Origin of the sequence: Pseudarthrobacter sp. IC2-21 (assembly GCF_034048115.1) — a bacterium.
In the GTDB taxonomy this organism is placed as follows: Bacteria; Actinomycetota; Actinomycetes; order Actinomycetales; family Micrococcaceae; genus Arthrobacter; species Arthrobacter naphthalenicus.
This window is the reverse complement of record NZ_CP139145.1, coordinates 3,365,546-3,389,145: the sequence shown is the minus strand read 5'-3', so window position 1 is coordinate 3,389,145 and position 23,600 is coordinate 3,365,546. Positions and strand designations below refer to the sequence as shown.

Below are 23,600 nucleotides of genomic sequence, written 5' to 3'. Positions count from 1 at the left end.
GCGGGTGAGCGGCACCCCGACGATTCACTAGGTGACATGGATTCATCCCTTCTGGCCCTCAATATCGTTGAAGGCCCACTGATTGTGGTTTGCTACGTGCTCAGTGCTGTCTGCGGCGCGGTCCTTCTGCTGCGCCGGCCGCGGCGTGTGGCGGTGGTTACCTGGCGGGCAGGAGCTGCGGGCGCCTTGGTGGGGGCCGTGGTCCTCTTGGTTGCGGAACGCCTCCTGCACGCTTTCGGCGGCCCGCTGGGGTGGCATGTCCGGATCTGGGTCCTGCTGTTCTTCGCCGGGCTGGGGGTCTGCGGGGCCAATCTGCGCAAGTCACGTCCCTGGCGGAAGGTTCTGGCCTGCGTGGGGGCCCTGCTGTTTGCCCTCACCGCGACGCTGGGAATCAACGCGTTCTACGGACTGCACCCCACAGTGGCCTCATTCCTTGGCATTTCCCTTGCGCCGAAGGTGGACCTGGAGCCCGTGCAGCCTCACACTCCGGCCCCGCGCCAGGCGGCTCTGTGGGAGAGCTGGAAGCCGCCGGCGGAGCTGCCGGCCGAAGGCACCACCGCCCAGGTTGTCATTCCGCCGACGATTTCCGGCTTTGCATCCCGGCCGGCCGGGCTTTACCTGCCCCCGGCGGCCCAGGTTCCCAACCCGCCCGCCCTTCCGCTGGTGGTGCTGATGATGGGCCAGCCGGGAGATCCGGACCCCCAGTATGTGGCCGCTGTCCTGAACTCCTACGCCTCCCAGCATGACGGCCTGGCACCGATCGTCGTCGTGGCCGACCAGCTGGGCGACCCTTTTGTTGACAACCTCTGCCTGGACACGCCCCTCCACGGCCGGCCGGAGACGTTCATTAACCGCGACGTTGTGGACTGGGCGCGTCACCACCTGAACATCATCGACGACCGCAAATACTGGACCATCGCCGGTTACTCCCACGGCGGCCAGTGCGCCATTTCCTTCGCCGCGAAATACCCCTCAACCTGGGGCAATGTGCTGGATATCTCCGGTGAGGAATACCCGGGGGCGGAAGAGCCCGAGGCCAACCTTCGCGAAGTGTTCGGCGGGAACCAGGCAGCCTATGACGCAGTCAAGCCCCTCAACATCATGAAGCAGCGGACCTATCCCGACATGGACGCGATCTTCACCGCGTCCACGGATGACCCCGTCTACCTGGACGCGTCCCGCCGTCTGGGGGCGGCCGCCGCAGCCGCGGGAATGACCGTAACCAACTACGAGGTTCCCAACGGCGGCCACGTCATCGGGGCGCTGAACGGCGGCCTCAACAAGGGGTTCGAGGTGCTCTATCCGCGGCTCGGACTCTCGCGGCCGGGGGCGCCGTAGCCCGGGCTCCTTCGGGGTTGGCAGGACGGGCGCCGCGCACGCGCGCCGCCGTTGCCGCGCACGCGCCGCCGTCGGGGACAATGGAAGGCATGACCCTCACGACGTTCGCCCTCGTCCGCCACGGCCAGACCGACTGGAACGCCGAGCGCCGGCTCCAGGGTGCCACCGACATTCCCTTGAATGACGTCGGCCGCGGCCAGGCGCGCGATGCCGTGGCCAACCTTTCCGGCCACGACTGGGACACCGTGGTGTCTTCACCGCTCAGCCGGGCCGCTGAAACGGCGAACCTGATTGCGGAGGGGCTCGGGCTCAGCGTGGCCCGGCACGTCCCGGAGCTCACCGAGCGCAGCTTCGGGCTGGCGGAGGGCATGCAGGCGGGCCCCGAACTGGAGGCCCTGCGCATTCCCGGCGGTTTCCAGGGCGCCGAAAGCGAGGATGACGCCGCCGTCCGGGGGCTGAATGCGCTCGAAGCCCTGGCCGAGGAATTCCGCGGCCAGCGTGTCCTGGTGGTGGCCCACGGGACACTTCTGCGGGTCAGCCTCAGCCGCGCCATCGGCCGGAGCCTGCACAGCATCGACAACGCCGTGCTCAACCTGGCCCACCATCACGTGAATGACGGCTGGCGCCTGGAGTTCTACAACGGCGAGCGGTTGGCCGCCGACGCCCCGGCCTGACCGCATCGATGAGCCTTTCGGGCCACCGGCCCGGTTGCCCGTCAAAGCCCCCGCGGAGGGGGACAATGGCGCTATGAGCTCAGAAGAACCGCTGCAACCGTCAGACGTTCCTCCCACCCCCACGTCCCGGCCTGCGGACCAACCCGCTTCAGCATCCCAGCCTGCTGTCCGGCCCGCCACGCCCGCCTCCCCAGTCACGCCCGCTCCTCCAGTCACGCCCGCTCCTCGAGTCGAGCCTGCCGCTCGAGGTCAGCGGAACGCGGCTGACGGCACCCGCACCACGCGGGCGGCGGTCATCTGGAGCGCGGTGGCGGTCAGTCTCGTGGTGCTGGTGCTCCTGATCATTTTCTTCATCCAGAACCAGGACATGGTCGCCGTCAGGTTCCTTGTCTGGGAGGGCAGCCTCTCGCAGGGGGTGGCCTTCTTCATTGCTGCCGTCGGAGGCGGAATCCTGGTGGCCATCGCCGGGGGAGCGCGCATCCTGCAGCTGCGGCACAACGAACGGCGGCGGCGCAAGGGCACCGACGCTTAGCCAGGAGCGGACTTCTTACACCAACGCGGGGTCACTCCACGCCCGATAAACCCTAAATATTGGGCGGGAAGTGACCCCGCGTTGGTTTGGTGTCGGGTTGTGACAGCCGTCGCGGTGCGGAGAATTGCGAGCGGCACCGGGACAGGATAAGCTGTGAGGCGTGTCACGGAATTCTGTGACATGGCTTTTGATCTGCGGCGGGAGAGTCCTGCCAGTACGTTAAGCAGGCGCCGTAGGAGCAAATCCTCTCCGGGAATCTCTCAGGCCCACGTACCGCCGCGGTTAGGCAACTCTGGAAAGTAGTCCGGCAACGGGCTCACCGACGGTGCAAGCATCACCCGTAAAAGCAGGTGGCGCGGAAACTCTCAGGTCCAATACAGAGCGGGGAGGAACCCGAATCAATGTGGCGTACCCAGCACGCCACCTGAATTATGGAGTTCCTTCATGACAGTCCAGTCGTCCCCCACCACCTTTGCCGATCGGCATATCGGTGCGCGCAGCCAGTCGCACATTGAAACCATGCTCAAGGCCGTCGGCTACGACACCGTAGACGGCCTCGTGGACGTTGCCGTCCCGGATTCCATCCGCCAGGCCAAGCCGCTTGCCCTCAAGGACGCCCTCAGTGAGGTTGAAGTCCTGGCCGAGCTGCGCAAGCTCGCCGGCAAGAACAAGACCGCCGTCCAGATGATCGGCCAGGGCTACTACGACACCGTCACGCCCGCCGTGATCCGCCGCAACATCCTCGAAGCTCCGGCCTGGTACACCGCCTACACCCCGTACCAGCCCGAAATTTCCCAGGGCCGGCTCGAGGCGCTGCTGAACTTCCAGACCATGGTCCAGGACCTGGTGGGCCTGCCCATCGCCAACGCCTCCCTGCTGGACGAAGCCACCGCCGTGGCCGAAGCCGTCCTGATGATGCGCCGTGCCAACAAGAACAAGGAAGCGCACGACGGCAAGACCGTCCTGGACGCCGACGTCATGCCGCAGACCATCGCCGTGGTCAAGGGCCGCGCCGAGGCGTTGGGCTTCGAAGTCGAAGTTGCCGACCTGTCCAAGGGCCTGCCCGAGGGTGTTATCAACGGCATCGTCCTGCAGCAGCCGGGCGTCTCCGGCCGCGTCTTCAACCACGCCGAGGTCATCGCCGCAGCCAAGGAACGCGGCGCGCTGGTCACGGTCGCCGCTGACCTGCTCGCCCTGACCCTGATCACCCCTCCCGGTGAGCAGGGCGCTGACATCGCCGTCGGCTCCACCCAGCGTTTCGGCGTTCCGCTGTTCTTCGGCGGCCCGCACGCTGCCTACATGGCCGTGGCCAAGGGCCTGGAACGCTCCATGCCCGGCCGCCTGGTGGGTGTCTCCAAGGACGACGCCGGCCTGCCCGCCTACCGTCTGGCACTGCAGACCCGCGAGCAGCACATCCGCCGTGAAAAGGCGACCTCGAACATCTGCACCGCGCAGGCCCTGCTGGCCATCGTGTCCTCCTTCTACGCCGTCTACCACGGCCCGGACGGGCTGAAGGCGATCGCCGAGCGCACCCACAACCACGCCCGCACCCTGGCCACCACGCTGCAGGCAGCCGGCCGCGAACTGGTCTCCGACACCTTCTTCGACACGCTCACCGTCAGCGTCCCGGGCAAGGCCGACAAGGTCATCGCCGCCGCCGAGGCACGCGGCATCAACCTGCGCCACATCGACGCGGACACCGTCGGCGTCTCCGTGGATGAAACCACGACGGCGGATGTCCTGTCCTCGGTTGCCGTCGCCTTCGGTGCCGGCCCCTCCGCCGAGGCCAAGGGCTTCGACCTGCCCGCCGACGTGCTCCGCACGTCCGCTTTTATGCAGCACCCGGTGTTCAACACGCACCGTTCCGAAACCCAGCTGCTGCGTTACATCCGCAAACTCTCCGACCGGGACCTGGCGCTGGACCGCACCATGATCCCGCTGGGCTCCTGCACCATGAAGCTGAACGCCACCGCCGAGATGGAAGCGATTTCCTGGCCGGAGTTCGCCTCCATCCACCCGTTCGCTCCCGAGTCCCAGACCGTGGGCTGGCGCGAACTGATCAGCGGCCTCGAAGCCGACCTTGCCGAGATCACCGGCTACGACCAGGTCTCCCTGCAGCCGAACGCCGGTTCCCAGGGCGAGCTCGCCGGCCTGCTGGCCATCCGCGGCTACCACCGTGCCAACGGCGACGCCCAGCGCAACGTCTGCCTGATCCCGGCCTCGGCCCACGGCACCAACGCCGCCTCCGCCGTCCTGGCCGGCATGAAGGTTGTTGTGGTGGCCACGGCTGCTGACGGCACCATCGACCACGCGGACCTGTTCGCCAAGATCGAGGCCCACAAGGACGTCCTCTCGGCGATCATGATCACCTACCCCTCCACCCACGGCGTGTACGACGCCGACGTGACCGAGATCTGCGACGCCGTGCACGCTGCCGGCGGCCAGGTCTACGTGGACGGCGCCAACCTGAACGCCCTCGTGGGCCTGGCCCAGCCGGGCAAGTTCGGCGGCGACGTCTCGCACCTGAACCTGCACAAGACCTTCTGCATCCCGCACGGCGGCGGCGGACCCGGCGTTGGCCCGGTCGCGGCCAAGGCGCACCTGGCTCCGTTCATGCCCGGCGATGCCAACAACGCTTCCTCCGGAAACGCAGCAGAAGGTCACGGCGTGGCCATCTCGGCGTCGAACTTCGGCTCGGCCGGTGTCCTTCCCATCTCCTGGGCCTACGTGAAGCTCATGGGTGCCGAGGGCCTGAAGGAAGCCACCAAGAGCGCGCTGCTCGCAGCGAACTATGTTGCGGCACGCCTGAACGAGTACTTCCCGGTCCTGTACACCGGCGAGGGCGGGCTCGTGGCACACGAGTGCATCCTGGACCTGCGCGCCCTGACGGCCAAGACCGGCGTCACTGCCGAGGACGTGGCCAAGCGCCTCATCGACTACGGCTTCCACGCCCCCACCCTGGCGTTCCCGGTAGCCGGCACGCTGATGGTGGAGCCCACGGAGTCCGAGGACCTGGCGGAGATCGACCGCTTCATCGAAGCGATGATCACCATCCGCAAGGAAATCGACCAGGTGGCCAACGGCGACTTCACCGTGGAGAACTCCCCGCTGCGCAACGCACCCCACACCGCGTCCGCCGTCGTGAACTCCGACTGGACCCGCGAATACAGCCGCGAACAGGCTGTCTTCCCCGTCCACCACCTCAAGCAGGACAAGTACTTCCCGCCCGTGGGCCGCATCGACGGCGCCGGCGGCGACCGCAACCTTATCTGCTCCTGCCCGCCGCTCTCCGAATTCGAAAACTAAGGACTCCGGACATGACTGAGAACTACACCGCGCTCTACGAAGAGCACAAGAAGCTCGGCGCCTCCTTCACCGATTTCGGTGGCTGGCAGATGCCCCTGAAGTACAGCTCCGAGCTGGCCGAACACCACGCGGTCCGCAAGGCTGCCGGCCTGTTCGACCTCTCCCACATGGGCGAAGTCTGGGTCAGCGGCTCCGCCGCCGGCGCGTTCCTGGACTACGCCCTCGTGGGCAAGCTCTCCGCCATCGCGGACGGCAAGGCCAAGTACTCGCTGATCTGCAACGCCGACGGCGGCATCATCGATGACCTGATCGTCTACCGTTTCGGGGACGAGAAGTACCTCGTGGTCCCCAACGCGGGCAACGCACCCACCGTGGCCGCGGCCCTGGCAGAGCGCGCCGCAGACTTCGACGTGAAGGTGGAGGACGCCTCCGCGGAGACCTCGCTGATCGCCGTCCAGGGCCCGAAGGCCGAGGCCATCCTGCTCAAGCTGACCGATGAGGCCCAGCACGCGCTGATCACGGACCTGAAGTACTACGCGTTCAACGAGCTCACCATCGCCGGCCACGATGTCATCCTGGCCCGCACCGGCTACACCGGCGAGGACGGCTTCGAACTGTTCATCCCGAACGCCGACGCCGCTGACCTGTGGGCCAAGGTGGCCGAAGCCGGCGAAGAGTTCGGCATCATCCCGTGCGGCCTCGCGTCCCGCGACTCGCTCCGCCTGGAAGCCGGCATGCCGCTGTACGGCAACGAGCTTTCCCTCGAGCGTTCACCGTTCGACGCCGGCCTGGGCCCGGTTGTGGCGCTCAAGTCCAAGGAAGGCGACTTCGTGGGCCGCTCCGCCCTCGAAGCTGCCAAGGAGGCCGGTTCCAAGCGCAAGCTTGTGGGCCTGAAGGGCCTCGGCCGCCGCGCCGGCCGTGGCGGCTACCCGGTCCTCAAGGACGGCAACGTCGTGGGCGAAGTGACCTCCGGCCAGCCCAGCCCCACCCTCGGCTACCCTGTTGCACTGGCCTACGTCGACGTCGAACACGCCGAACTGGGCACCGCCCTGGACGTGGACCTGCGCGGCAAGGCAGAGCCTTTCGAGGTCGTCGCCCTCCCGTTCTACAAGCGCCAAAAGTAGTCCTCTAGGGGCTGAGGCTGACATCCTCTGCAAGCCTGGGGCCCACGCCGTCCGGGTTCCCTGACCGAGCTTGCGAGGTTAGGGGGACGGTGGGGAGCATGCTGCCGGATGCCAGCCCCAGCCCCACTCCGGGGATTGGCTCAAAACCCCGGGCTGCCGGCCCCTCGAGTCCACCACCCCCCGAACGCTCTCTCACTTAATGCACGTTTTTGGGCAACGCTCTCTCACTTAATGTGGGTTTTGGGCGGACGCTCTCTCACTCTTTGAACTCCAAACTTAAGGAAACACACCATGGCCAAGGTTGCCGCTGAACTGAAGTACTCCGCCGAGCACGAGTGGATCGCCGCTGATGGCGACGGCCCGTCGACTGTTGGCGTGTCCGCTGTTGCCGCCGAAGCACTGGGCGACATCGTGTACGTGGACCTGCCCGAGGTTGGTACCACGGTGACTGCCGGCGAGACCTGCGGCGAGATCGAGTCCACCAAGTCCGTCTCGGACCTGTACTCACCGGTCACCGGCGAGGTCACCGAGATCAACGACGACGCCGTGGCCGATCCCGCTCTGATCAACTCGGATCCCTACGGTGCCGGCTGGCTGTTCAAGGTCACCGTGACCGAAGAAGGCCCGCTGCTCTCCGCGCAGGAATACGCCGAAGCCAACGGCGGCGAACTGTGAGCACCACAGCTGAAGCCACTTTCGAGCAGGTGGTCTCCCCGAGCCTGAACGCCGACCTGAGCACGCTGGACCCGGAAGTCGCCGTCAAGATCGACGCCGAACTCACCCGCCAGCGTGACGGCCTGGAAATGATCGCCTCGGAGAACCACACCGCCGTCGCCGTCATGCAGGCCCAGGGCTCGGTCCTGACCAACAAGTACGCCGAGGGCTACCCGGGCAAGCGCTACTACGGTGGCTGCGAGCATGTGGACGTCATCGAGCAGCTGGCCATCGAGCGGGTCAAGGCACTGTTCGGTGCCGAGTTCGCCAACGTGCAGCCGCACTCCGGCGCGCAGGCCAACGCCTCGGTCATGCACGCGCTGATCAAGCCGGGCGATACCATCATGGGCCTGAGCCTGGCCCACGGCGGCCACCTCACGCACGGCATGAAGATTAACTTCTCCGGCAAGCTCTACAACGTGGTCCCGTACCAGGTCCGCGAAGACACCCACACCATTGACATGGCCGAGGTGGAGCGCCTGGCTCTGGAAACCAAGCCGCAGCTCATCGTTGCCGGCTGGTCGGCGTACGCCCGCCAGCTGGACTTCGCCGAGTTCCGCCGGATCGCTGACCTGGTGGGCGCTTACCTGATGGTGGACATGGCGCACTTCGCCGGACTGGTGGCAGCAGGCCTGCACCCGAGCCCGGTGCCGCACGCCCACGTTGTCACCTCAACCACGCACAAGACCCTCGCCGGTCCGCGCGGCGGCATCATCCTCTCCAACGATCCCGCGATCGCCAAGAAGATCAACTCCGCTGTCTTCCCCGGCCAGCAGGGCGGCCCGCTGGAGCACGTCATCGCCGGCAAGGCCGTGGCCTTCAAGATCGCGGCAACGCCGGAGTTCAAGGAACGCCAGGAACGCGTCCTCGCGGGCGCCAGCATCCTGGCCGACCGCCTGGTCCAGCCGGACGTCACCGCCAAGGGAATCTCCGTGATCTCCGGCGGCACCGACGTGCACCTGGTCCTGGTTGACCTGCGCAACTGCGAGCTGGACGGCCAGCAGGCCGAGGACCGCCTGGCCGCGATTGACATCACCGTCAACCGCAACGCCGTGCCGTTCGATCCGCGCCCGCCGATGGTCACCTCCGGTCTCCGCATCGGTACCCCCGCCCTGGCCACCCGTGGTTTCGGCGAGGCAGCGTTCCGTGAAGTTGCGGACATCATCGCCGAGGCATTGATTGCCGACGCCGACGCGGACCTTTCCGGCCTGCGTCACCGGGTTGAGGCACTCGCCGCAGCCCACCCGCTTTACCCGGGGCTCTAGTCACCTCCGGTGCCGGCGGACCGGACTTTTCACGCGTGCTGCTCGTACCTCGCTTTGACGCACGCTTTCGAAAAGTCCGGCTCCGGCCGGCACCTCGTGCGGCACCGTCTACTGCGGTGCCGCATCACGAAGAATTAGTTAGTTAGGAACCGTCATGGCCGTTGGAGTCTTTGATCTCTTTTCCATTGGCATTGGGCCGTCGAGCTCGCACACTGTGGGGCCGATGCGCGCTGCCGCCGTGTTTGCCGAGGAGGTGCGGACCGCCGGTGTCCTGGGCAGGGTCGCCGGGCTGCGGGTTGATCTGTACGGGTCACTCGCCGCGACCGGCCACGGCCACGGCACCATGACGGCCATCCTGCTGGGCCTGGAGGGGTTCCACCCCGAAAAGATCCTGCCGGCCGAGGTGGAGGAGCGGCTCGCCGCGATCGCCGAGACCGGGATGCTGAACCTTGCCGGCGCCGGTGAAGGCGGCGGCGTGCAGCTTCCCTACGGCGTCACGGACATGATCCTGCGCCCGCTGACCATCCTGCCGCGCCACACCAACGGCATGACCTTCACGGTCAGCGACGAAAACGGCGAGGAACTCCACAAAGCCACGTTCTTCTCCGTGGGCGGCGGCTTCATTGTCCGCGACGGCGAAGAGGACGCGGCCCTGAAGGAGCTCGACGAGTCCAAGAAGGAACTGCCGCTGCCGTTCCGCACGGCCGCCGAACTGCTGGGCCGGTGCCAGTCCAAGGGCCTGTCCATCGGCGAGATCATGTTCGTCAACGAACGCGCCTCCCGCACCGAGGAGGAGATCCGCGAAGGGCTGCTGCACATCTACTCCGTCATGGAGGAGTGCGTGGAAGTCAGCCTCAAGCGCGAAGGTTTGCTGCCCGGGGGACTGAAGGTCCGCCGTCGTGCGCCTGATTGGCACGAACGCCTCCTCAAGGAGGACAAGGACCGGGACCCCAAGTACTGGCAGGAATGGGTGAACCTGATCGCCCTGGCGGTCAACGAGGAGAACGCATCCGGCGGCCGCGTGGTCACCGCGCCCACCAACGGCGCGGCCGGCATCATCCCCGCGGTCCTGTACTACGCACTGCATTTTGCACCCGGGATGGATAAGGCAACACAGGAAGACCGCGACGACGTTGTGGTCAAGTTCCTGCTCACGGCCGGTGCCATCGGGGTGCTTTACAAGGAACAGGCGTCCATTTCGGGCGCCGAGGTGGGCTGCCAGGGCGAGGTGGGTTCGGCGTCGTCCATGGCGGCGGCAGGGCTCGCGGAGGTCATGGGCGGCACACCCCAGCAGGTGGAGAACGCCGCGGAAATCGCGATGGAACACAACCTGGGCCTGACCTGCGATCCGATCGGCGGCCTGGTGCAGGTTCCCTGCATCGAGCGGAACGCCATCGCGGCGGCTAAGGCCATCAACGCGGCCAAGATGGCGCTCTGGGGCGACGGCACCCACCGGGTGTCGCTGGACGAGGTGATTGTGACCATGCGGGAAACCGGCAAGGACATGAGCTCCAAGTACAAGGAAACAGCCATGGGCGGCCTCGCCGTCAACGTAGTGGAATGCTAAGGAAAGAGTACTGATGACATTGGCACCAGAAGGCCGGAAGCTGCTGCGCGTTGAGCAGCGTAACTCCGCTGTACCCGTGGAGCGGAAGCCGGAGTGGATCAAGGCCAAGGTCCAGATGGGTCCGGAGTATGTCCAGCTCAAGAACCTGGTCAAAAAAGAAGGCCTGCACACGGTCTGTGAAGAGGCCGGCTGCCCGAACATTTTCGAGTGCTGGGAAGACAAGGAAGCCACGTTCCTGATCGGCGGCTCCGAATGCACCCGGCGCTGTGATTTCTGCCAGATTGATACCGGCAAGCCGTCCCCGGTGGACATGTTCGAACCCACCAAGGTGGCCCGCTCGGTGCAGGCGATGCAGTTGCGCTATGCCACGGTCACCGGGGTGGCCCGGGATGACCTCGCCGATGAGGGTGTGTGGCTGTACGCCGAGACGGTCCGGAAGATCCACGAGCTGAACCCGGGCACCGGGGTGGAGCTGCTGATCCCGGACTTCTCCGGCAAGCCCGAGCACATCGCGGCGATCTGTGATTCCAAGCCCGAGGTGTTCGCGCACAACGTGGAGACCGTGCCGCGGATTTTCAAGCGGATCCGGCCGGCGTTCCGGTATGAGCGGTCCCTGGATGTCATCAGCCAGGGCCGGGCCCTGGGCATGGTGACCAAGTCCAACCTGATCCTGGGCATGGGCGAGACCCGCGAGGAAATCTCCGAAGCCCTGCGGGACCTGCATGAGGCCGGCTGTGACCTGATCACCATCACCCAGTACCTGCGCCCGTCCGAGCGGCACCTGCCGGTGGACCGCTGGGTCAAGCCGCAGGAGTTCGTGGACCTGCAGGACGAGGCGAACGAGATCGGCTTCCTCGGGGTCATGAGTGGCCCGCTGGTCCGTTCCTCCTACCGTGCCGGCCGGCTCTGGGCCACCGCGATGCGGAAGAAGGGCTGGGAAATCCCGGCCCAGCTCGCCCACATCGAGTCCTCCGGCAGCACCCGCCAGGAAGCCAGCTCACTGCTGGCCGCCCACGCCAGCTGACCGCGAGCTGACCCGCGCCGGTACCCGAAACCGGGCATCCCGAGCCGATATCACGAGAGGACCAATGATGTTCCCTGTAAGAATCGAAGTCATCCCCTCCACGGGGATCGTGGACCAGGTGCGGCAAACGGTTCCGCTGACCACCACGCTGACCGTGACGTGCCTGCCGCACCACGGCATCGAACGGACCATGCGCGCCGCGGTGGAGCTGAGCATGCTCGGCTACACCGTCATCCCGCACCTGGCCGCCCGCAGCGTGCCGAGCCGGGCCCAGCTGACCGACATCCTGCGCGACTGCGATGTTGCGGGCATCGGCGAGGTGTTTGTGGTCGGCGGCGACCGGAAGGATCCGGCCGGCCCGTACAGGTCGGCGCTGCCGCTGCTCGAAGACATCGCCCAGTACACCGGGGGCCGCATGCGCGCCGGGGTGGCCGGCTACCCGGAAGGCCACCCCTCGGTGGCCGCCCTGGACCTGATCGACGCCCTCCAGGAAAAGCAGCACCTGGCCACGAGCGTTGTCACCCAGATGTGTTTCTCCGCCCCGAAAATCCTTGACTTCGCGGCGCTCCTGCGCCGCGAGGGCGTGGACCTGCCCGTCTGGGCGGGCGTGGCGGGGTCCGTCCCGCGGACCAAACTGGTCACCCTGGCCACGCAGATCGGCGTCGGAAGTTCCCTGAAGTTCCTGAGCCGCAAAGGCCCGCTGGCGCGCAGGCTGCTCAGTGGCGACCGCTACTCTCCCAACTCCCTGATGGCGGGGCTGCACGGCCAGCCCGGCATCGCCGGGATCCATCTTTACAGTTTCAACAACCTCGAAGCGGTCCCCGACGAAGTGGGTCCCGCATCTTCCCCCAAGGCACTCCAGCCGGCACTTATTCAAGGAGCAGCACGTGAGTTCTAAAACCATCAATTCCCCGGGCACGCCGCCCCACCTGGAGCGGCAGCTCAGCAACAGGCACATCCAGCTGATCGCCATTGGCGGCGCAATCGGCACTGGCCTGTTCATGGGCTCCGGCAAAACCATCTCCGCGGCCGGCCCGTCAGTCATCTTCGTCTACATGATCATCGGCTTCATGCTGTTCTTCGTTATGCGGGCCATGGGCGAGCTCCTGCTCTCCAACCTGCACTACAAGTCCTTCAGCGATTTCGCCGCTGACCTGCTGGGCCCGTGGGCCGGTTTCTTCACCGGCTGGACCTACTGGTTCTGCTGGGTGATCACCGGCATCGCGGATGTCATCGCCATCGCCGCCTACTCGGAGGAACTCTGGCCGGGAATTCCCTTGTGGATCCCGGGCATCGCCACCGTCATCATCCTCCTGGTCCTGAACCTCGCCACCGTCAAGGCTTTCGGTGAGACCGAGTTCTGGTTCGCCCTGATCAAGATCATCGCCATCGCAGCCCTGATCATTGTTGGCCTGTTTATGATTTTCAGTGGTTTCCAGTCCGACGCCGGCCCTGCCACCTTCACCAACCTGTGGAGCCACGGCGGCATGTTCCCGAACGAATTCATGGGCTTTGTAGCCGGCTTCCAGATCGCCGTGTTCGCGTTCGTGGGCATTGAACTCGTAGGCACCACCGCCGCCGAGGCCAAGGACCCGGAGAAGAACCTGCCCAAGGCCATCAACTCCATCCCCATCCGCGTGCTGCTCTTCTACGTAGGCGCCCTCATCATCCTGATCTCTGTCACCCCGTGGACCGAGTTCCGGGCCGGCCACAGCCCGTTCATCGCCATGTTCTCCCTGGCCGGCCTCGGCGCTGCAGCCACCATCGTGAACCTGGTGGTGCTGTCCTCGGCCATGTCCTCGGCCAACTCCGGCATCTACTCCACTTCCCGCATGGTCTACGGCCTGGCCCAGGAAGGCGACGCACCCGGCGTGTTCAGCCGCCTGTCCCGCCGCAAGGTCCCGCAGAACGCCCTGTTCCTCTCCTGCGTCCTGCTACTCTCCGGCGTCATCCTCATGTACGCGGGCAAGGACATTGCCAAGGCGTTCGACATGGTCACCACCGTGTCCGCCGTCTGCTTCGTCTTTGTCTGGTCCATCATCCTGGCCAGCTACCTGAAGTTCCGCTCACGCCGCCCGCACCTGCACGAAAACTCCAAGTTCAAGATGCCCGGCGGTATCCCCATGGTCTGGGTGGTGTTCGCGTTCTTCGCCTTCGTCCTCTGGGCCCTGACCACGCAGCCGGACACCCTGACGGCGCTCCTGGTGACCCCCATCTGGTTCGTCATCCTCGTGGTTGCCTGGGTCATCATGCGCAAGCGCCCGTCCCACCTGGCCCGCTACGCCGAGTTCCAGAAGGACCTCGCCGGCGAGAAGGTGGTGGCCGAGGAGAAGGCCATCGCCGACGCCGACGCCCAGGTGGCCGCCGCGAAAGCACCCCGGGAGCACTAAATGGAAACCGAACACGTCCTCACCGTCAACTGCGCCGAGTCCCCGGGCATCGTCCACGCGATCACCGGGTACCTGCTGGACCACGACTGCGACATCATCGACACCAAGCACTTCGGTGACCGTCAGGCTCAGCAGTTCTTCATGCGCGTGCACTTCGCGTCCGGCAAGAAGGCTTTCAGCACCGAGGAGCTGCGCCGCGACTTCGAGCCGCTGGCAGCCGAGTGGGCCATGAACTGGCAGCTGGAGCCGAACGGCCGGAAACGCCGGGTCCTGGTGATGGTGTCCAAGTTCGGGCACTGCCTCAACGACCTGCTGTTCCGTGCTCGCACCGGGGACCTGCCGGTGGAGATCGTGGCCGTGGTCTCCAACCACACGGATCACCAGGCGCTGGTGGAGTGGCACAACATCCCGTTCTTCCACCTGCCGGTCACCAAGGAAACCAAGCCGGCCCAGGAGGCGCGGCTGCTGGAACTGGTGGACGAGTTTGATGTGGAGCTGGTGGTCCTGGCCCGCTACATGCAGGTCCTCAGCGACGAGCTCTCGGCGAAGCTGACGGGCAAAACCATCAACATCCACCACTCGTTCCTGCCCAGCTTCAAGGGTGCCAAGCCGTACCACCAGGCGTACGACCGCGGCGTGAAAACCGTCGGCGCCACGGCACATTACGTCAACGCCGAGCTGGATGAGGGGCCGATCATCGCCCAGCAGGTCATCGAGGTGGACCACACGCACACCGCCGAGGACCTGGTCCGGGTGGGCCGCGACGCCGAGTGCAAGGCGCTGTCCAACGCGGTGCGCTGGCACTGTGAAGGCCGGGTCATGCTCGACGGCGGGCGGACAGTCATTCTGCGCTGACCCTCCCGCGCGTCCCCCATCCCAACTAGGTAGCGCCAACTGTCGTTCTGAGCCCTCATAACGACAGTTGGCGCTACCTAGTGGTCTGTCTCAGTTTTGTTTGATGGTCTCGAGGGCGACGCGGCCGCGGGCTACTTTCTTAAGGATTGAGTCTGCGGTCGCGGTCCATACCAGGGGCTTGGGTTCGGTGTTGTGGGCGGCGAGGTACTCCTCGATTTTGGTGATCAGATCCGGTACCGAATGGAACGCACCGCGGCGTAATGCCTTGTCGGTCAGTTCCCTGAACCAGCGCTCGACCAGGTTCAGCCACGAGGATGAGGTGGGGGTGAAATGTAGCTGGAACCTCGGATTTCTGACCAGCCAGGCCTTCACGTCCGGGTGTTTGTGGGTGGCGTAGTTGTCCAGGATCAGATGGACGTCCAAACCGCGCGGGACTTCCTTGTTGATGGTTTTGAGGAACACCAGGAATTCCTCGTGCCGGTGCTTGGGCAGGCACGAGCCGATGACTTTTCCGGTGGCCACGTCCAGGGCGGCGAACAAGGTGGTGGTGCCGTTGCGTTTGTAGTCATGGGTCATTGTTTCGGCCCGGCCCTTCGTCATCGGAAGGGACGGCTGGGTGCGGTCCAGGGCCTGGATCGAGGATTTCTCGTCCATGCACAGCACGATCGCCTTCTCCGGCGGGTTCAGATACAGACCAACGACATCGATGAGTTTTTCCTCAAACTTCGGATCGTTGGAGAGCTTGAAAGTATCCACGAGGTGTGGTTTCAAGCCCCGGGCCGCCCAGATCCGCTGAACCTGCGCCGGGGACACACCCACCTTCGCGGCCATCGTCCGCACCGACCAGTGCGTGTGTCCTTCGGGCTTGGAATTGCGCGTCAGATCAACGATTTCATCGATCTTGGACTGTGGAATGACCGGCTTGCGGCCACGCCCGGCACGCACCTCGCCCAAGTGGGCCAAGCCTTCTGCCTCGAACCGGGCCCGCCACGACCTGACCGTCCCCGGACTCAGCCCGGCAACCTTCGCGATCGAATCATTGGCCAACCCCTCCGCGGCCATCAACAACACCTGCGCCCGCTGAACCTCGCGATGGGACGCCGTCTGCGACTTCGCGAGCACCTCCAACAAAGCACGCTGGGAATCAGAAACCACCAAAGCAGGAGCAATGTTCGCCATTACACAAGCATAACGCTCAAAGCATCAACTATTTTGGAGACACACCACTAGTTGGGAATCAGGCGCGGGCGGTGAAGTGGCTGGTCGGGACCCCGCCGGGCAGGACCTGCAGGAGCCACTCCGCAACGCCGCGGATGGTGAGGTTCCGCTGCCGGGATTCCTCCTCGAGGATCCGGTGCGCGGCCTCGTACGAACAGCCCTTCTGCCCCATGAGCACGCCGCAGGCGGTGTTGATGGCGGCGCTGCTGGCGAGGGTTGCGCGGTGCTCCGCGGACAGGGCCAGATCAGCCCGGTGCTTCAGCGCCAGCCGCAGGCTTTTGGCCGCCACGCCGCCGAACACCAGCACCTTGGCGGCCACCACGGGGGTGAAGATGTTCGCCGTCGCCGAGTAGAGGGTCAGGGCGGCGCGGTAACCGCGTTCCAGGTGCAGGGGAATCGCGACGGCGGAGCGGTAGCCTGCCGCCGTGAGGCTGCCGCAGTAGTCCGGCCAGCGCGGGTCCGGGGCGCGGTCGTTGAGGATGATGGACAGCCTGCCGCCCAGGGCCCGCGCCGTGGGGCCTTGCCCCGTGCGGTGGTCCCGGCGGGAAAGCTCGACGGCGGTGCCTTCAGTGTTTGCCCCGATGCACGGCGTGCCGTCCGGCCTCACCAGCGTCACGGTACTCTCGACCGGCAGGTGGGACAGGCCGCTTATCGACGAGGCGACGGTCCGGGCCAGGGAACCCGCCAGCGCGGCCTCCGAATGGCCATGGATGTCCAGCAGGGCTCCCGAGCCGGAGCCAAGCCAGGTCAGATGTTGTTCAATGAGCATTCCCAAACCCCCAAAGTCGGTAGCCACCAGAGTAGGGAGGCGCCACCGGGAGGACAAGGGTAGAAAGTACCTGTTTTTTGCGGGGCCTACCGCGGCGGGATCTCCTGGATGACCCACCGGTTGCCGTCCGGGTCGCTGAAGTAGGCGAACGCGAAGCCGCCGAGGTCCTGGGCCTCGGAGACGGGGGCGCCGCGGCGGACCAGTTCGGCGCGGGTCCCGGCCATGTCCGGGACTACCAGCTGCAGGCCTTCGAGGCTGCCCGGCGTCATGCCGTTCATGCCGGTGCCGATCACAATCGACGCCGCTGAGCCCGGCGGGGTCAGCTGGACAACGCGCATCCCCGGAATGTGCTCCACGTCGTGATCGAGCACAAAGCCGAGCTGGTCGGTGTAGAAGGCTTTGGCGCGGTCCACATCGGAGACGGGCACCTGGACAACTTCGAGTCTGAGTTCCATGGCGTCACCCTACCTTGTGAGGCCGTGACGCCGCTCACCCAGGACGGTCCGGGAGACGGCCGCTTCCGAGGCGGCCGAGAAGGGGCCGAACCGGCCCTCCACGGCCCAGCGGGTTTCCTCCTCGATGAGGTCGGCGTTGATCCGTGCCCCGGCCATGACACCTTCGGCCGCCGCGGTGATTACCTGGGCCATGAGGTTGGTGACGTTGCCTGCGGCGAACACGCCCGGGACGGCCGTGGCGCCCATGGCGTCGGTCTCGATGAAGTGCCCTGCCCCGGACGGATGCTCCTCGGCCTGGAGCCCGAGCGATTCCAGCAGCGCGGACCGGGCTTCCATCCGTGATCCGACCGCCAGCGCAGCTACCGGAAAGGACTGACCCGTGCGCAGCGTGACGCCCGCGAGGACACCGTCCTCGGCGTCGACCGAGGCCACGGAGCCCTCCACCACCCGGACGGACCGGGCGGCGAGTTTGTCCCATTCCTCGTCCGTGGGTTCCAGCGTGTTGTTGAGGAAGAGGGTGACGTCCGGGGACCATTGCCGGAACAGCAGGGCCTGGTGGACGGACAGCGGGCCGGTGCCCAGCACGCCGATCCGTTGCCCGCGGATTTCCCAGCCGTGGCAGTAGGGGCAGTGCACCACGCCCTTGCCCCATTGTTCGCGCAGCCCGTCGATGGCCGGCAGTTCGTCCGTCAGGCCGGTGGTGACCAGGAGGCGCCGCCCGGTGACCCGCCGGGAATCCCCGAGAGCTATCTCGAATCCGGAAGGAGACCGCTGCGCCGAAACCGCCTCGCCGTCCAACACGGTTCCGCCATAGGAGAGCACTTCGCTGCGTCCCAGGGCCAGGAGTTCCCGCGGGTTCAGGCCGTCCCGGGACAGGTACCCGTGGATGCCGGCCGCGGGTGCGTTGCGCGGCGTTCCGGAATCGATGACCAGCACCGAGCGCAGTGCCCGGGCCAGGGTGGTGGCTGCGCTGAGCCCCGCGGCGCCGCCGCCAATGATCACAACGTCGTAGCGTGTGGTGTCCATGCTGACTGTCCTTCCAGAGGGTCCGCCGCCCACCGCAGGCGACCCAACCAGCATCAGCCGCACCCGCCCATTTTGGCAAACATTGTTGCCGTTATGGCAAACTGGGATGCATGGCAGACGAACTGGACGATGTCCTTGGGGCGGTGGGTCCCCGGCTGCGGGCCATCCGCACCGAACACAACCTCACCCTCGGCGACGTGTCGTCCGCCTCCGGCGTTTCGGTGAGCACCTTGTCGCGGCTGGAGTCCGGGCAGCGCAGGCCCAACCTCGAGATCCTGCTGCCCCTCGCGAAGCTGTACGGCGTTCCGCTTGATGACCTGGTGGGTGCCCCGCCCACGGGGGATCCCAGGATCCACCTCCGCCCCATCACCCACGCGGGGATGACCGCCGTTCCGCTCACCCGCCGGCCGGGCGGCCTGCAGGCGTTCAAGATGGTGCTCGACGGCGGTGCGCGCGGGGAAGTGCCGGACCCGCGCGTTCACGAGGGCTACGAATGGCTCTACATCCTCAACGGGCGGCTGCGCCTGGTGTTGGGGGAGAAGGACTTCGAACTGCGTGCCGGCGAGGCCGCGGAGTTCGATACGCGCACCCCGCACTGGTTCGCCAGCGCCGACGGCAAACCGGTGGAGTTCATCAGCCTGTTCGGGCAGCAGGGCGAGCGGATGCACATCCGGGCGCGGCCCAAGCCCTCATAGCCAAACCAAAAGAGAGTCAAACGAGGACAGCCCGCAGGCTCGGACCCAAGTGCGGGTTGGTCCCAAGCGCTGACGCCAATCCCCGCACGACTAAGTGCCAATGGTCGGGCCGGATGTGGAGGAGCCATTCGAGCTCAACTTTTCCGGCCCAGGGGCACGCCGGTAAGGGTCAGGCCAGGGCGTGGAGGAGCCGTTCCAGTCCGTCCTCTCCGGGTGAGGGTCCGAGGTGGATGAGTGCGGGGTAGCTGTGCGGCCGGGGCCGTTGGGGCCAGTGTGGTGGTTCCCAGTTCTGGTGCTCGCTTGTGTAGCGTCTGCCCGTTGGAGAGATCCATCCCGGTGGCCTGGTTGGGGTGGCTGGGCTGGGTTGCCAGGCTGTGGTGTGGCGGAGCCTGTGGTGTCGGGGGCACGGTTGTCCCAGGTTCGAGATCCCGGTGGTGCCGCCGTCGGCCCAGGCGAGGAGATGATCGGCTTCGTTGTCCAGTGAGTTGTTCGAACAGCCCGGGAAGGGGCATTTGCCGTCCCGCAGCCGCAGCCATTGCCGCATGGCCTTGGTCAGCCGGTAGCTGGTGCGCCCGATCTCCAAGGGTGCCCCGTCGCGCGGGTCAATCAGGACCCGGTGGAACGACTCGGCCCCGTTCGCCACGAGGTCCCTGGCAATCGACGCCGGGATGGGGCCGTACCCGTCCAGCATGGCCGGTTCCTCGGTGGCCCCGAGCAGGGAGAACACCGGGACCGTAACAAGCACCTGCGCCCGCGGTGTGGGAACCCGCGCCGCGCCGCCCTGGTTCCCGTTCCCGTCGGAGCCGCCGCTGCCCCGGGTGCTGGCCACGTTTCTGTTGTCGTTTTGATGTCCGCCGAGGAGGGCGGTGGCGTAGGCGTCGACTCGGAGCTGGGTAAGGGTCCGGGGCTCGGTCGGCCCTTGAAGACCACGGGCTATCGCCGTGGTGCGGTTCCAGATCGCTGCGGCGGTGTCCGCGGGGAGGTAGGCCGAGAGCCAGGCCATCCCGTCCTGGTCCGGGGAGTAGTCGATCCGCCGGTCGAGGACGCTTTTGGCGTGGCGTTTTTCGATGCTGTCGCTGTGGTGGCGTTCGCGCCAAGTTCTGGCGTGGTGCCGGAACCGGCCTGCCGGCATCTCCCCGGGCGGGCATCCCGTGGCGGCGCCGGGTGAGTCCGGGTCCAGGAAGTGGGCTTCCAAGGCGGCAGCACCTGCGGGGCCGAGGGTGGCGGCTTCGTCGGCCATGACCCGGGCATGCTGCCAGGAGATGGTTCCGGCCTGCAGGGCCGTTAGGGTCAGCGGCAACGTCGTGGCCAGGGCATGGGAGATGGCCAGGAATGATCCGGCCGCCCGGTCCCCAATGGTCAGGACGCAGCCGACCTCGGCGGTGACCGCCATCTCCAGGGCCTGGCCCGACGTCTCCGGGCCGGCCACCGCCTGGGCTGTGTCCGCGTATGTCACGGCGGTGAGTGCTTTCAGGCAGGCCATCTGCGCCTCCGCTCTCACGCCGCCGGCCAGGATGTCCAGGCAATCCTCAGAGAGGTCCCGCACGGGATCACCGGCTACGGAGAGGCCGCCGGGACCGGATCCGCGGGCCACCCCGGTGAGCACCGCAACGGCCGCGGTGATCTCCGCGTACGCCTGCGCCACTACACGGTTGCTCATAAACCCATCATCCAACGAGGGTCCGACAATCAAGCCAAGATCGTTGATGAAAGCCAGCTCAGAGGCCCACAGCCGCGGCGTAGAAGGCCGAAGGCGCCCACCTCAACGGGCCCCTGCCCACCTCAACGGGCCCCTACATGTCGAAGTACGTGGTGGGTCCCGCGCCGGAGACCTTGGTGACGATCTCCTCGGCCACCACCCGGAGTTTCTGGTTCCGGTGGCTGGAGACCTTGATCAGGATGTCCATGGCTTCGTTCTGGGTGCAGCGGTTCTGGCCCATGATGATGCCGCAGGCCAGGTTGATGGCGGTGCGGCTCGCCATGGCCGCGCTCAGGTCATCGGCGGCGTCCTCGGCCGTGGCCACCCTGACGGCCAGGCCCACCGCGTTGCGGGCGACGTCGGCGAAACTGACTGCCTCGTCGATGACCGCCTTGCTGAACGCATCGGTGACGGGTGAGAAGAAGTTCAGGGCCGCAGTGGCCCCTTGGCTGAGCTCGAGCGGTACACCGAGGACGCTCTGGACGCCCTCCTCGATGAGGCGTTGCTGGTAATCGGGCCAGCGCGGGTCCGTGCGGACATCGGCCAGGAGCACCGGTTGCTTCACCTTCAGCGCGGCGATGCAGGGCCCGTCGCCCACTTGCTGTTCAATCCTGTCCAGCTCGACGGCCCGGTCAGTGCTGCCGCCCACTGTGGCGGTCCGCCGGCCGTGCTTCAGGGTGACGCCGCACTCGATTGCCGTGCCGGCCGATCTGCTTAACGCCGACGCCGCACTCACAGACAGGCCGCCAAGGAATTCAGCCACGGATCCGGTCCCGACGATCAGGTCCTGCAGCTCAAGGAGCAGCTCGTGCTCGGGGGAATTGGTCATGACCAAATTTAGGCCGGAATTGTAGGCACTCACAAGCCGGATAGCCCCCTTTCCTTGTTGAGCGGACGCGCCAGTCGCCACTGAAAGACGCCGAAGATGCCCTGGAAGAAGACGCCCTGGAATACGTCACATGCTGTTGACGGCGATGTGCACCACGGACGGCACCAGCAGGTTGCGGGTGCGCTCAAACAGAGTCCCCAGCGCGAGTCCAATGAGGGACTGCTGGAGGATGGTGACCGCAATGGCCGGCAGCAGGCCGGTGTGCCCGGTGTTGGTGTAGCCCAGCCCGAGATGCCAGACGCCGAACACCAGGGCCTGCAGGACGAGGGCCCATCCGGGACCGGCGAGCAGCCGCAGCCGCGTTTGCACGGCACCACGGAACAGGAACTCCTCAAAGAAGCCGTTCTGCATGACATTGGAGGCGAGCGTGCCCAGCAGCCGGAGGGCCGTCTGCTGGCCGCTGACCAGGGTGAACGCAAGCCACGCAGCGGGGATGGCGCAGCAGATCAGCAGCGCCCGGCCCGTCCGGTGGCCCTTCCCGAAGCCCAGGGCGGGGAGCCGCGCGCCGGCCAGCAGCAGCGCCGCCAGCGGCAGGACCGTGAAGGTGACCGGGTTGGCCAGGAAGTTCCCGCGGCCCGCGCCGAACCACTGTTCCCCCAGGCCGCGGAGCCATTCCACCAGCGGCGTCCACAACGGGATCCCCGCATCGCCGCCCATGACGTGGTGGAAGGCGAGTCCGTTCCACGCGGTGAGCGCTATGAAGACGGCCGCCACCCCCAGCTGCACCCACACGCGCCGGCGTACAGGGCCGGCGTCGGCCGCCACCGAGGGTGCCGGTTCGGTGGCTCCCGCAACCAGAAGGCTGAGCAGGAGCAGGACACCGCCCACCGCCATGCCCGCCACCGGAAGATCGTGCCCTCCGGCAGAGAGTACGACGGCGGCGGCGAACCATACAGCGGCGTAGAACCATGTGCACGGGGACGCGGCAGCCGCTTTCAGTACGTGTCCAGTTCGCCCGCGGAAACCGGTCCCCGCCGCTGTGGTGGTCATGGCCGCCCTCCTCGGTTAGAGCATAGGAGATGTCAGGTTCCGCAGCACCCGCACCTGGGAAATAGCTGGTGACAGGGCGTTGACCAGCACGTTAACCCGGGGAGCGGCCCGGGAAAGACCCTTCCAAAACCCGTCCGGACAGGGGAGACTGCTGGCGTGAGGGGCGCCGCCGTCGGCCACGGAGAGAGGCCCGCGGCGCGTACGAACTGACAAAAGGGGGGAATGGCGTGAAGAAACTGAATGAGATCAAACCCGTCTGGCACGCGGTGATCTGGATCGTGGCGTATGTGCTGCTGGTCAACATCGGCGACTGGCTTTCCGAACTCATGGGCGAGCCGCAGCTGGCCACGGCGCCGATTCTGGCGGTGCTGTCCGTCGTGCTGTTCATCTACGTCAGGCGGAACGGCTGGCTCCGCTACTACGGGCTCCGTCCGCTGAGGGGGTCCGATGCCAGGGGCACGTTGCTGTACCTGCCGTTGGTGGTCATCGCCGGGATGCAGTACGTCAAGGGGCTCCGGAGTGACCTCGATGTGGCGGCGGTGCTGCTGATTGTTGTCCTCATGGTTTGTGTGGGGTTCATCGAGGAGCTGGTGTTCCGGGGGTTTCTGTTCCGGGCCATCCTCGCCAACGCCAGCCTGAAGCGGGCCGTCCTCATTTCGGGCGCGACCTTCGGGATCGGCCACATCGTCAACCTGGCGCGGGGCTACACGGGCCTCGACCAGGTCATCCAGATCGGCTTCGGTGTGCTTCTGGGGATCGTGCTCGCGCTGCTCTTCGCCGTGACCGGGACCATCGTGCCGCTCATCGTGTTCCACACGGTGCTGAACATCAGCGGGAACGTGACGGTGGCGGACTCCGGGGCTGAGCTGGCCATGCTGGCCGCAACGGCGGTCATCTGCGCCGGGTACGCCGCCTACCTCGTGGCCGTCCTGCGCCGGCGCGGACCGGACGCCGAGGTGCAGAGCCTCCCCGCTCCCGAGTCCGTTCCAGCGGACCGATAACGACGCCGGTGCGCGCCGGTGCGCGGAGCTTTCCGAAGGTGCCGCCGGGGACCAAAGGCCCCGTCAGCG

At 66.6% G+C, this 23,600-nt stretch carries 21 protein-coding genes and 1 riboswitch; of the genes, 14 read left to right on the top strand and 7 right to left on the bottom strand.

What is annotated here, in order from left to right; translation table 11 throughout:
- The first annotated feature begins 36 nt into the window (after positions 1–36).
- The 12 genes from SBP01_RS15610 (at position 37) to purU (ending at position 14,789) form a co-directional block, all read left to right on the top strand.
- Positions 37–1,338 (top strand): alpha/beta hydrolase, encoded by a 1,302-nt coding sequence (locus SBP01_RS15610; RefSeq protein WP_320536393.1) that lies wholly within the window; start codon positions 37–39, stop codon positions 1,336–1,338.
- Positions 1,339–1,427: 89 nt separating this feature from the next.
- On the top strand, positions 1,428–2,012 hold the full coding sequence (locus tag SBP01_RS15605; RefSeq protein WP_275213329.1) for a histidine phosphatase family protein: 585 nt from the start codon (positions 1,428–1,430) through the stop codon (positions 2,010–2,012).
- Between the two features lie 73 nt (positions 2,013–2,085).
- Positions 2,086–2,544 (top strand): lipopolysaccharide assembly LapA domain-containing protein, encoded by a 459-nt coding sequence (locus tag SBP01_RS15600; RefSeq protein ID WP_320536392.1) that lies wholly within the window; start codon positions 2,086–2,088, stop codon positions 2,542–2,544.
- Between the two features lie 188 nt (positions 2,545–2,732).
- A riboswitch (glycine riboswitch) is annotated at positions 2,733–2,830 on the top strand.
- A gap of 158 nt (positions 2,831–2,988) precedes the next feature.
- Positions 2,989–5,850, top strand: coding sequence for an aminomethyl-transferring glycine dehydrogenase (gcvP, locus tag SBP01_RS15595; RefSeq protein WP_320536391.1), 2,862 nt, complete (start codon positions 2,989–2,991; stop codon positions 5,848–5,850).
- Between the two features lie 11 nt (positions 5,851–5,861).
- Positions 5,862–6,974 (top strand): glycine cleavage system aminomethyltransferase GcvT, encoded by a 1,113-nt coding sequence (gcvT, locus tag SBP01_RS15590; RefSeq protein ID WP_320536390.1) that lies wholly within the window; start codon positions 5,862–5,864, stop codon positions 6,972–6,974.
- A 291-nt stretch (positions 6,975–7,265) separates the two neighbouring features.
- Positions 7,266–7,649 carry a glycine cleavage system protein GcvH gene (gene gcvH / locus SBP01_RS15585; RefSeq protein ID WP_275213334.1) on the top strand — a complete coding sequence of 128 codons (384 nt, stop codon included), beginning with the start codon at positions 7,266–7,268 and terminating at the stop codon, positions 7,647–7,649.
- A complete protein-coding gene (gene glyA, locus SBP01_RS15580; RefSeq protein ID WP_320536389.1) occupies positions 7,646–8,953 on the top strand; it encodes a serine hydroxymethyltransferase in 1,308 nt (435 codons plus the stop codon). The genes gcvH and glyA overlap by 4 nt, the downstream gene beginning before the upstream one ends.
- Before the next feature lie 154 nt (positions 8,954–9,107).
- Positions 9,108–10,520 (top strand): L-serine ammonia-lyase, encoded by a 1,413-nt coding sequence (locus SBP01_RS15575; protein ID WP_320536388.1) that lies wholly within the window; start codon positions 9,108–9,110, stop codon positions 10,518–10,520.
- 13 nt (positions 10,521–10,533) lie between these two features.
- Positions 10,534–11,544, top strand: coding sequence for a lipoyl synthase (gene lipA, locus SBP01_RS15570; protein ID WP_275213338.1), 1,011 nt, complete (start codon positions 10,534–10,536; stop codon positions 11,542–11,544).
- A gap of 64 nt (positions 11,545–11,608) precedes the next feature.
- Positions 11,609–12,442, top strand: coding sequence for a methylenetetrahydrofolate reductase (locus tag SBP01_RS15565; protein ID WP_320536387.1), 834 nt, complete (start codon positions 11,609–11,611; stop codon positions 12,440–12,442).
- Positions 12,432–13,934 (top strand): D-serine/D-alanine/glycine transporter, encoded by a 1,503-nt coding sequence (gene cycA / locus SBP01_RS15560; RefSeq protein WP_320536386.1) that lies wholly within the window; start codon positions 12,432–12,434, stop codon positions 13,932–13,934. Before SBP01_RS15565 ends, cycA begins: the two co-directional genes overlap by 11 nt.
- Positions 13,935–14,789, top strand: a complete 855-nt coding sequence (purU, locus tag SBP01_RS15555) for a formyltetrahydrofolate deformylase (protein WP_275213340.1) — start codon at positions 13,935–13,937, stop codon at positions 14,787–14,789.
- 90 nt (positions 14,790–14,879) lie between these two features.
- On the opposite strand, the gene SBP01_RS15550 is transcribed toward purU, so the two are convergent.
- From SBP01_RS15550 to SBP01_RS15535, 4 genes are all read right to left on the bottom strand, one after another.
- The gene (locus tag SBP01_RS15550; RefSeq protein ID WP_275216658.1) at positions 14,880–15,968 is read right to left on the bottom strand and encodes an IS630 family transposase; all 1,089 of its coding nucleotides are present in this window, start codon (positions 15,966–15,968) and stop codon (positions 14,880–14,882) included.
- A gap of 58 nt (positions 15,969–16,026) precedes the next feature.
- Positions 16,027–16,776, bottom strand: coding sequence for a GAF and ANTAR domain-containing protein (locus tag SBP01_RS15545; protein WP_320536385.1), 750 nt, complete (start codon positions 16,774–16,776; stop codon positions 16,027–16,029).
- Positions 16,777–16,862: 86 nt separating this feature from the next.
- Complete coding sequence (locus tag SBP01_RS15540) at positions 16,863–17,231, bottom strand: VOC family protein (protein WP_320536384.1); 369 nt, start codon at positions 17,229–17,231, stop codon at positions 16,863–16,865.
- A gap of 9 nt (positions 17,232–17,240) precedes the next feature.
- Entirely contained in the window at positions 17,241–18,257 is a 1,017-nt protein-coding gene (locus SBP01_RS15535; RefSeq protein WP_320536383.1) for an NAD(P)/FAD-dependent oxidoreductase, read from the bottom strand.
- Between the two features lie 110 nt (positions 18,258–18,367).
- Here SBP01_RS15535 and SBP01_RS15530 point away from each other — a divergent pair, with 110 nt between their 5' ends.
- Positions 18,368–18,952, top strand: a complete 585-nt coding sequence (locus SBP01_RS15530; protein WP_320536382.1) for an XRE family transcriptional regulator — start codon at positions 18,368–18,370, stop codon at positions 18,950–18,952.
- Between the two features lie 169 nt (positions 18,953–19,121).
- On the opposite strand, the gene SBP01_RS15525 is transcribed toward SBP01_RS15530, so the two are convergent.
- The 3 genes from SBP01_RS15525 to SBP01_RS15515 all read right to left on the bottom strand — a co-directional run bounded on the left by SBP01_RS15525 (position 19,122) and on the right by SBP01_RS15515 (position 22,530).
- Complete coding sequence (locus SBP01_RS15525; RefSeq protein ID WP_320536381.1) at positions 19,122–20,612, bottom strand: HNH endonuclease signature motif containing protein; 1,491 nt, start codon at positions 20,610–20,612, stop codon at positions 19,122–19,124.
- 133 nt (positions 20,613–20,745) lie between these two features.
- Positions 20,746–21,480 carry a GAF and ANTAR domain-containing protein gene (locus SBP01_RS15520; RefSeq protein ID WP_275213348.1) on the bottom strand — a complete coding sequence of 245 codons (735 nt, stop codon included), beginning with the start codon at positions 21,478–21,480 and terminating at the stop codon, positions 20,746–20,748.
- 126 nt (positions 21,481–21,606) lie between these two features.
- Positions 21,607–22,530: a CPBP family intramembrane glutamic endopeptidase gene (locus SBP01_RS15515; protein ID WP_320536380.1), complete on the bottom strand. Its 924-nt coding sequence runs from the start codon at positions 22,528–22,530 to the stop codon at positions 21,607–21,609.
- Between the two features lie 227 nt (positions 22,531–22,757).
- Between SBP01_RS15515 and SBP01_RS15510 the strand changes: the two genes are divergently transcribed.
- Positions 22,758–23,531: a CPBP family intramembrane glutamic endopeptidase gene (locus tag SBP01_RS15510; protein ID WP_320536379.1), complete on the top strand. Its 774-nt coding sequence runs from the start codon at positions 22,758–22,760 to the stop codon at positions 23,529–23,531.
- Positions 23,532–23,600 lie beyond the last annotated feature (69 nt).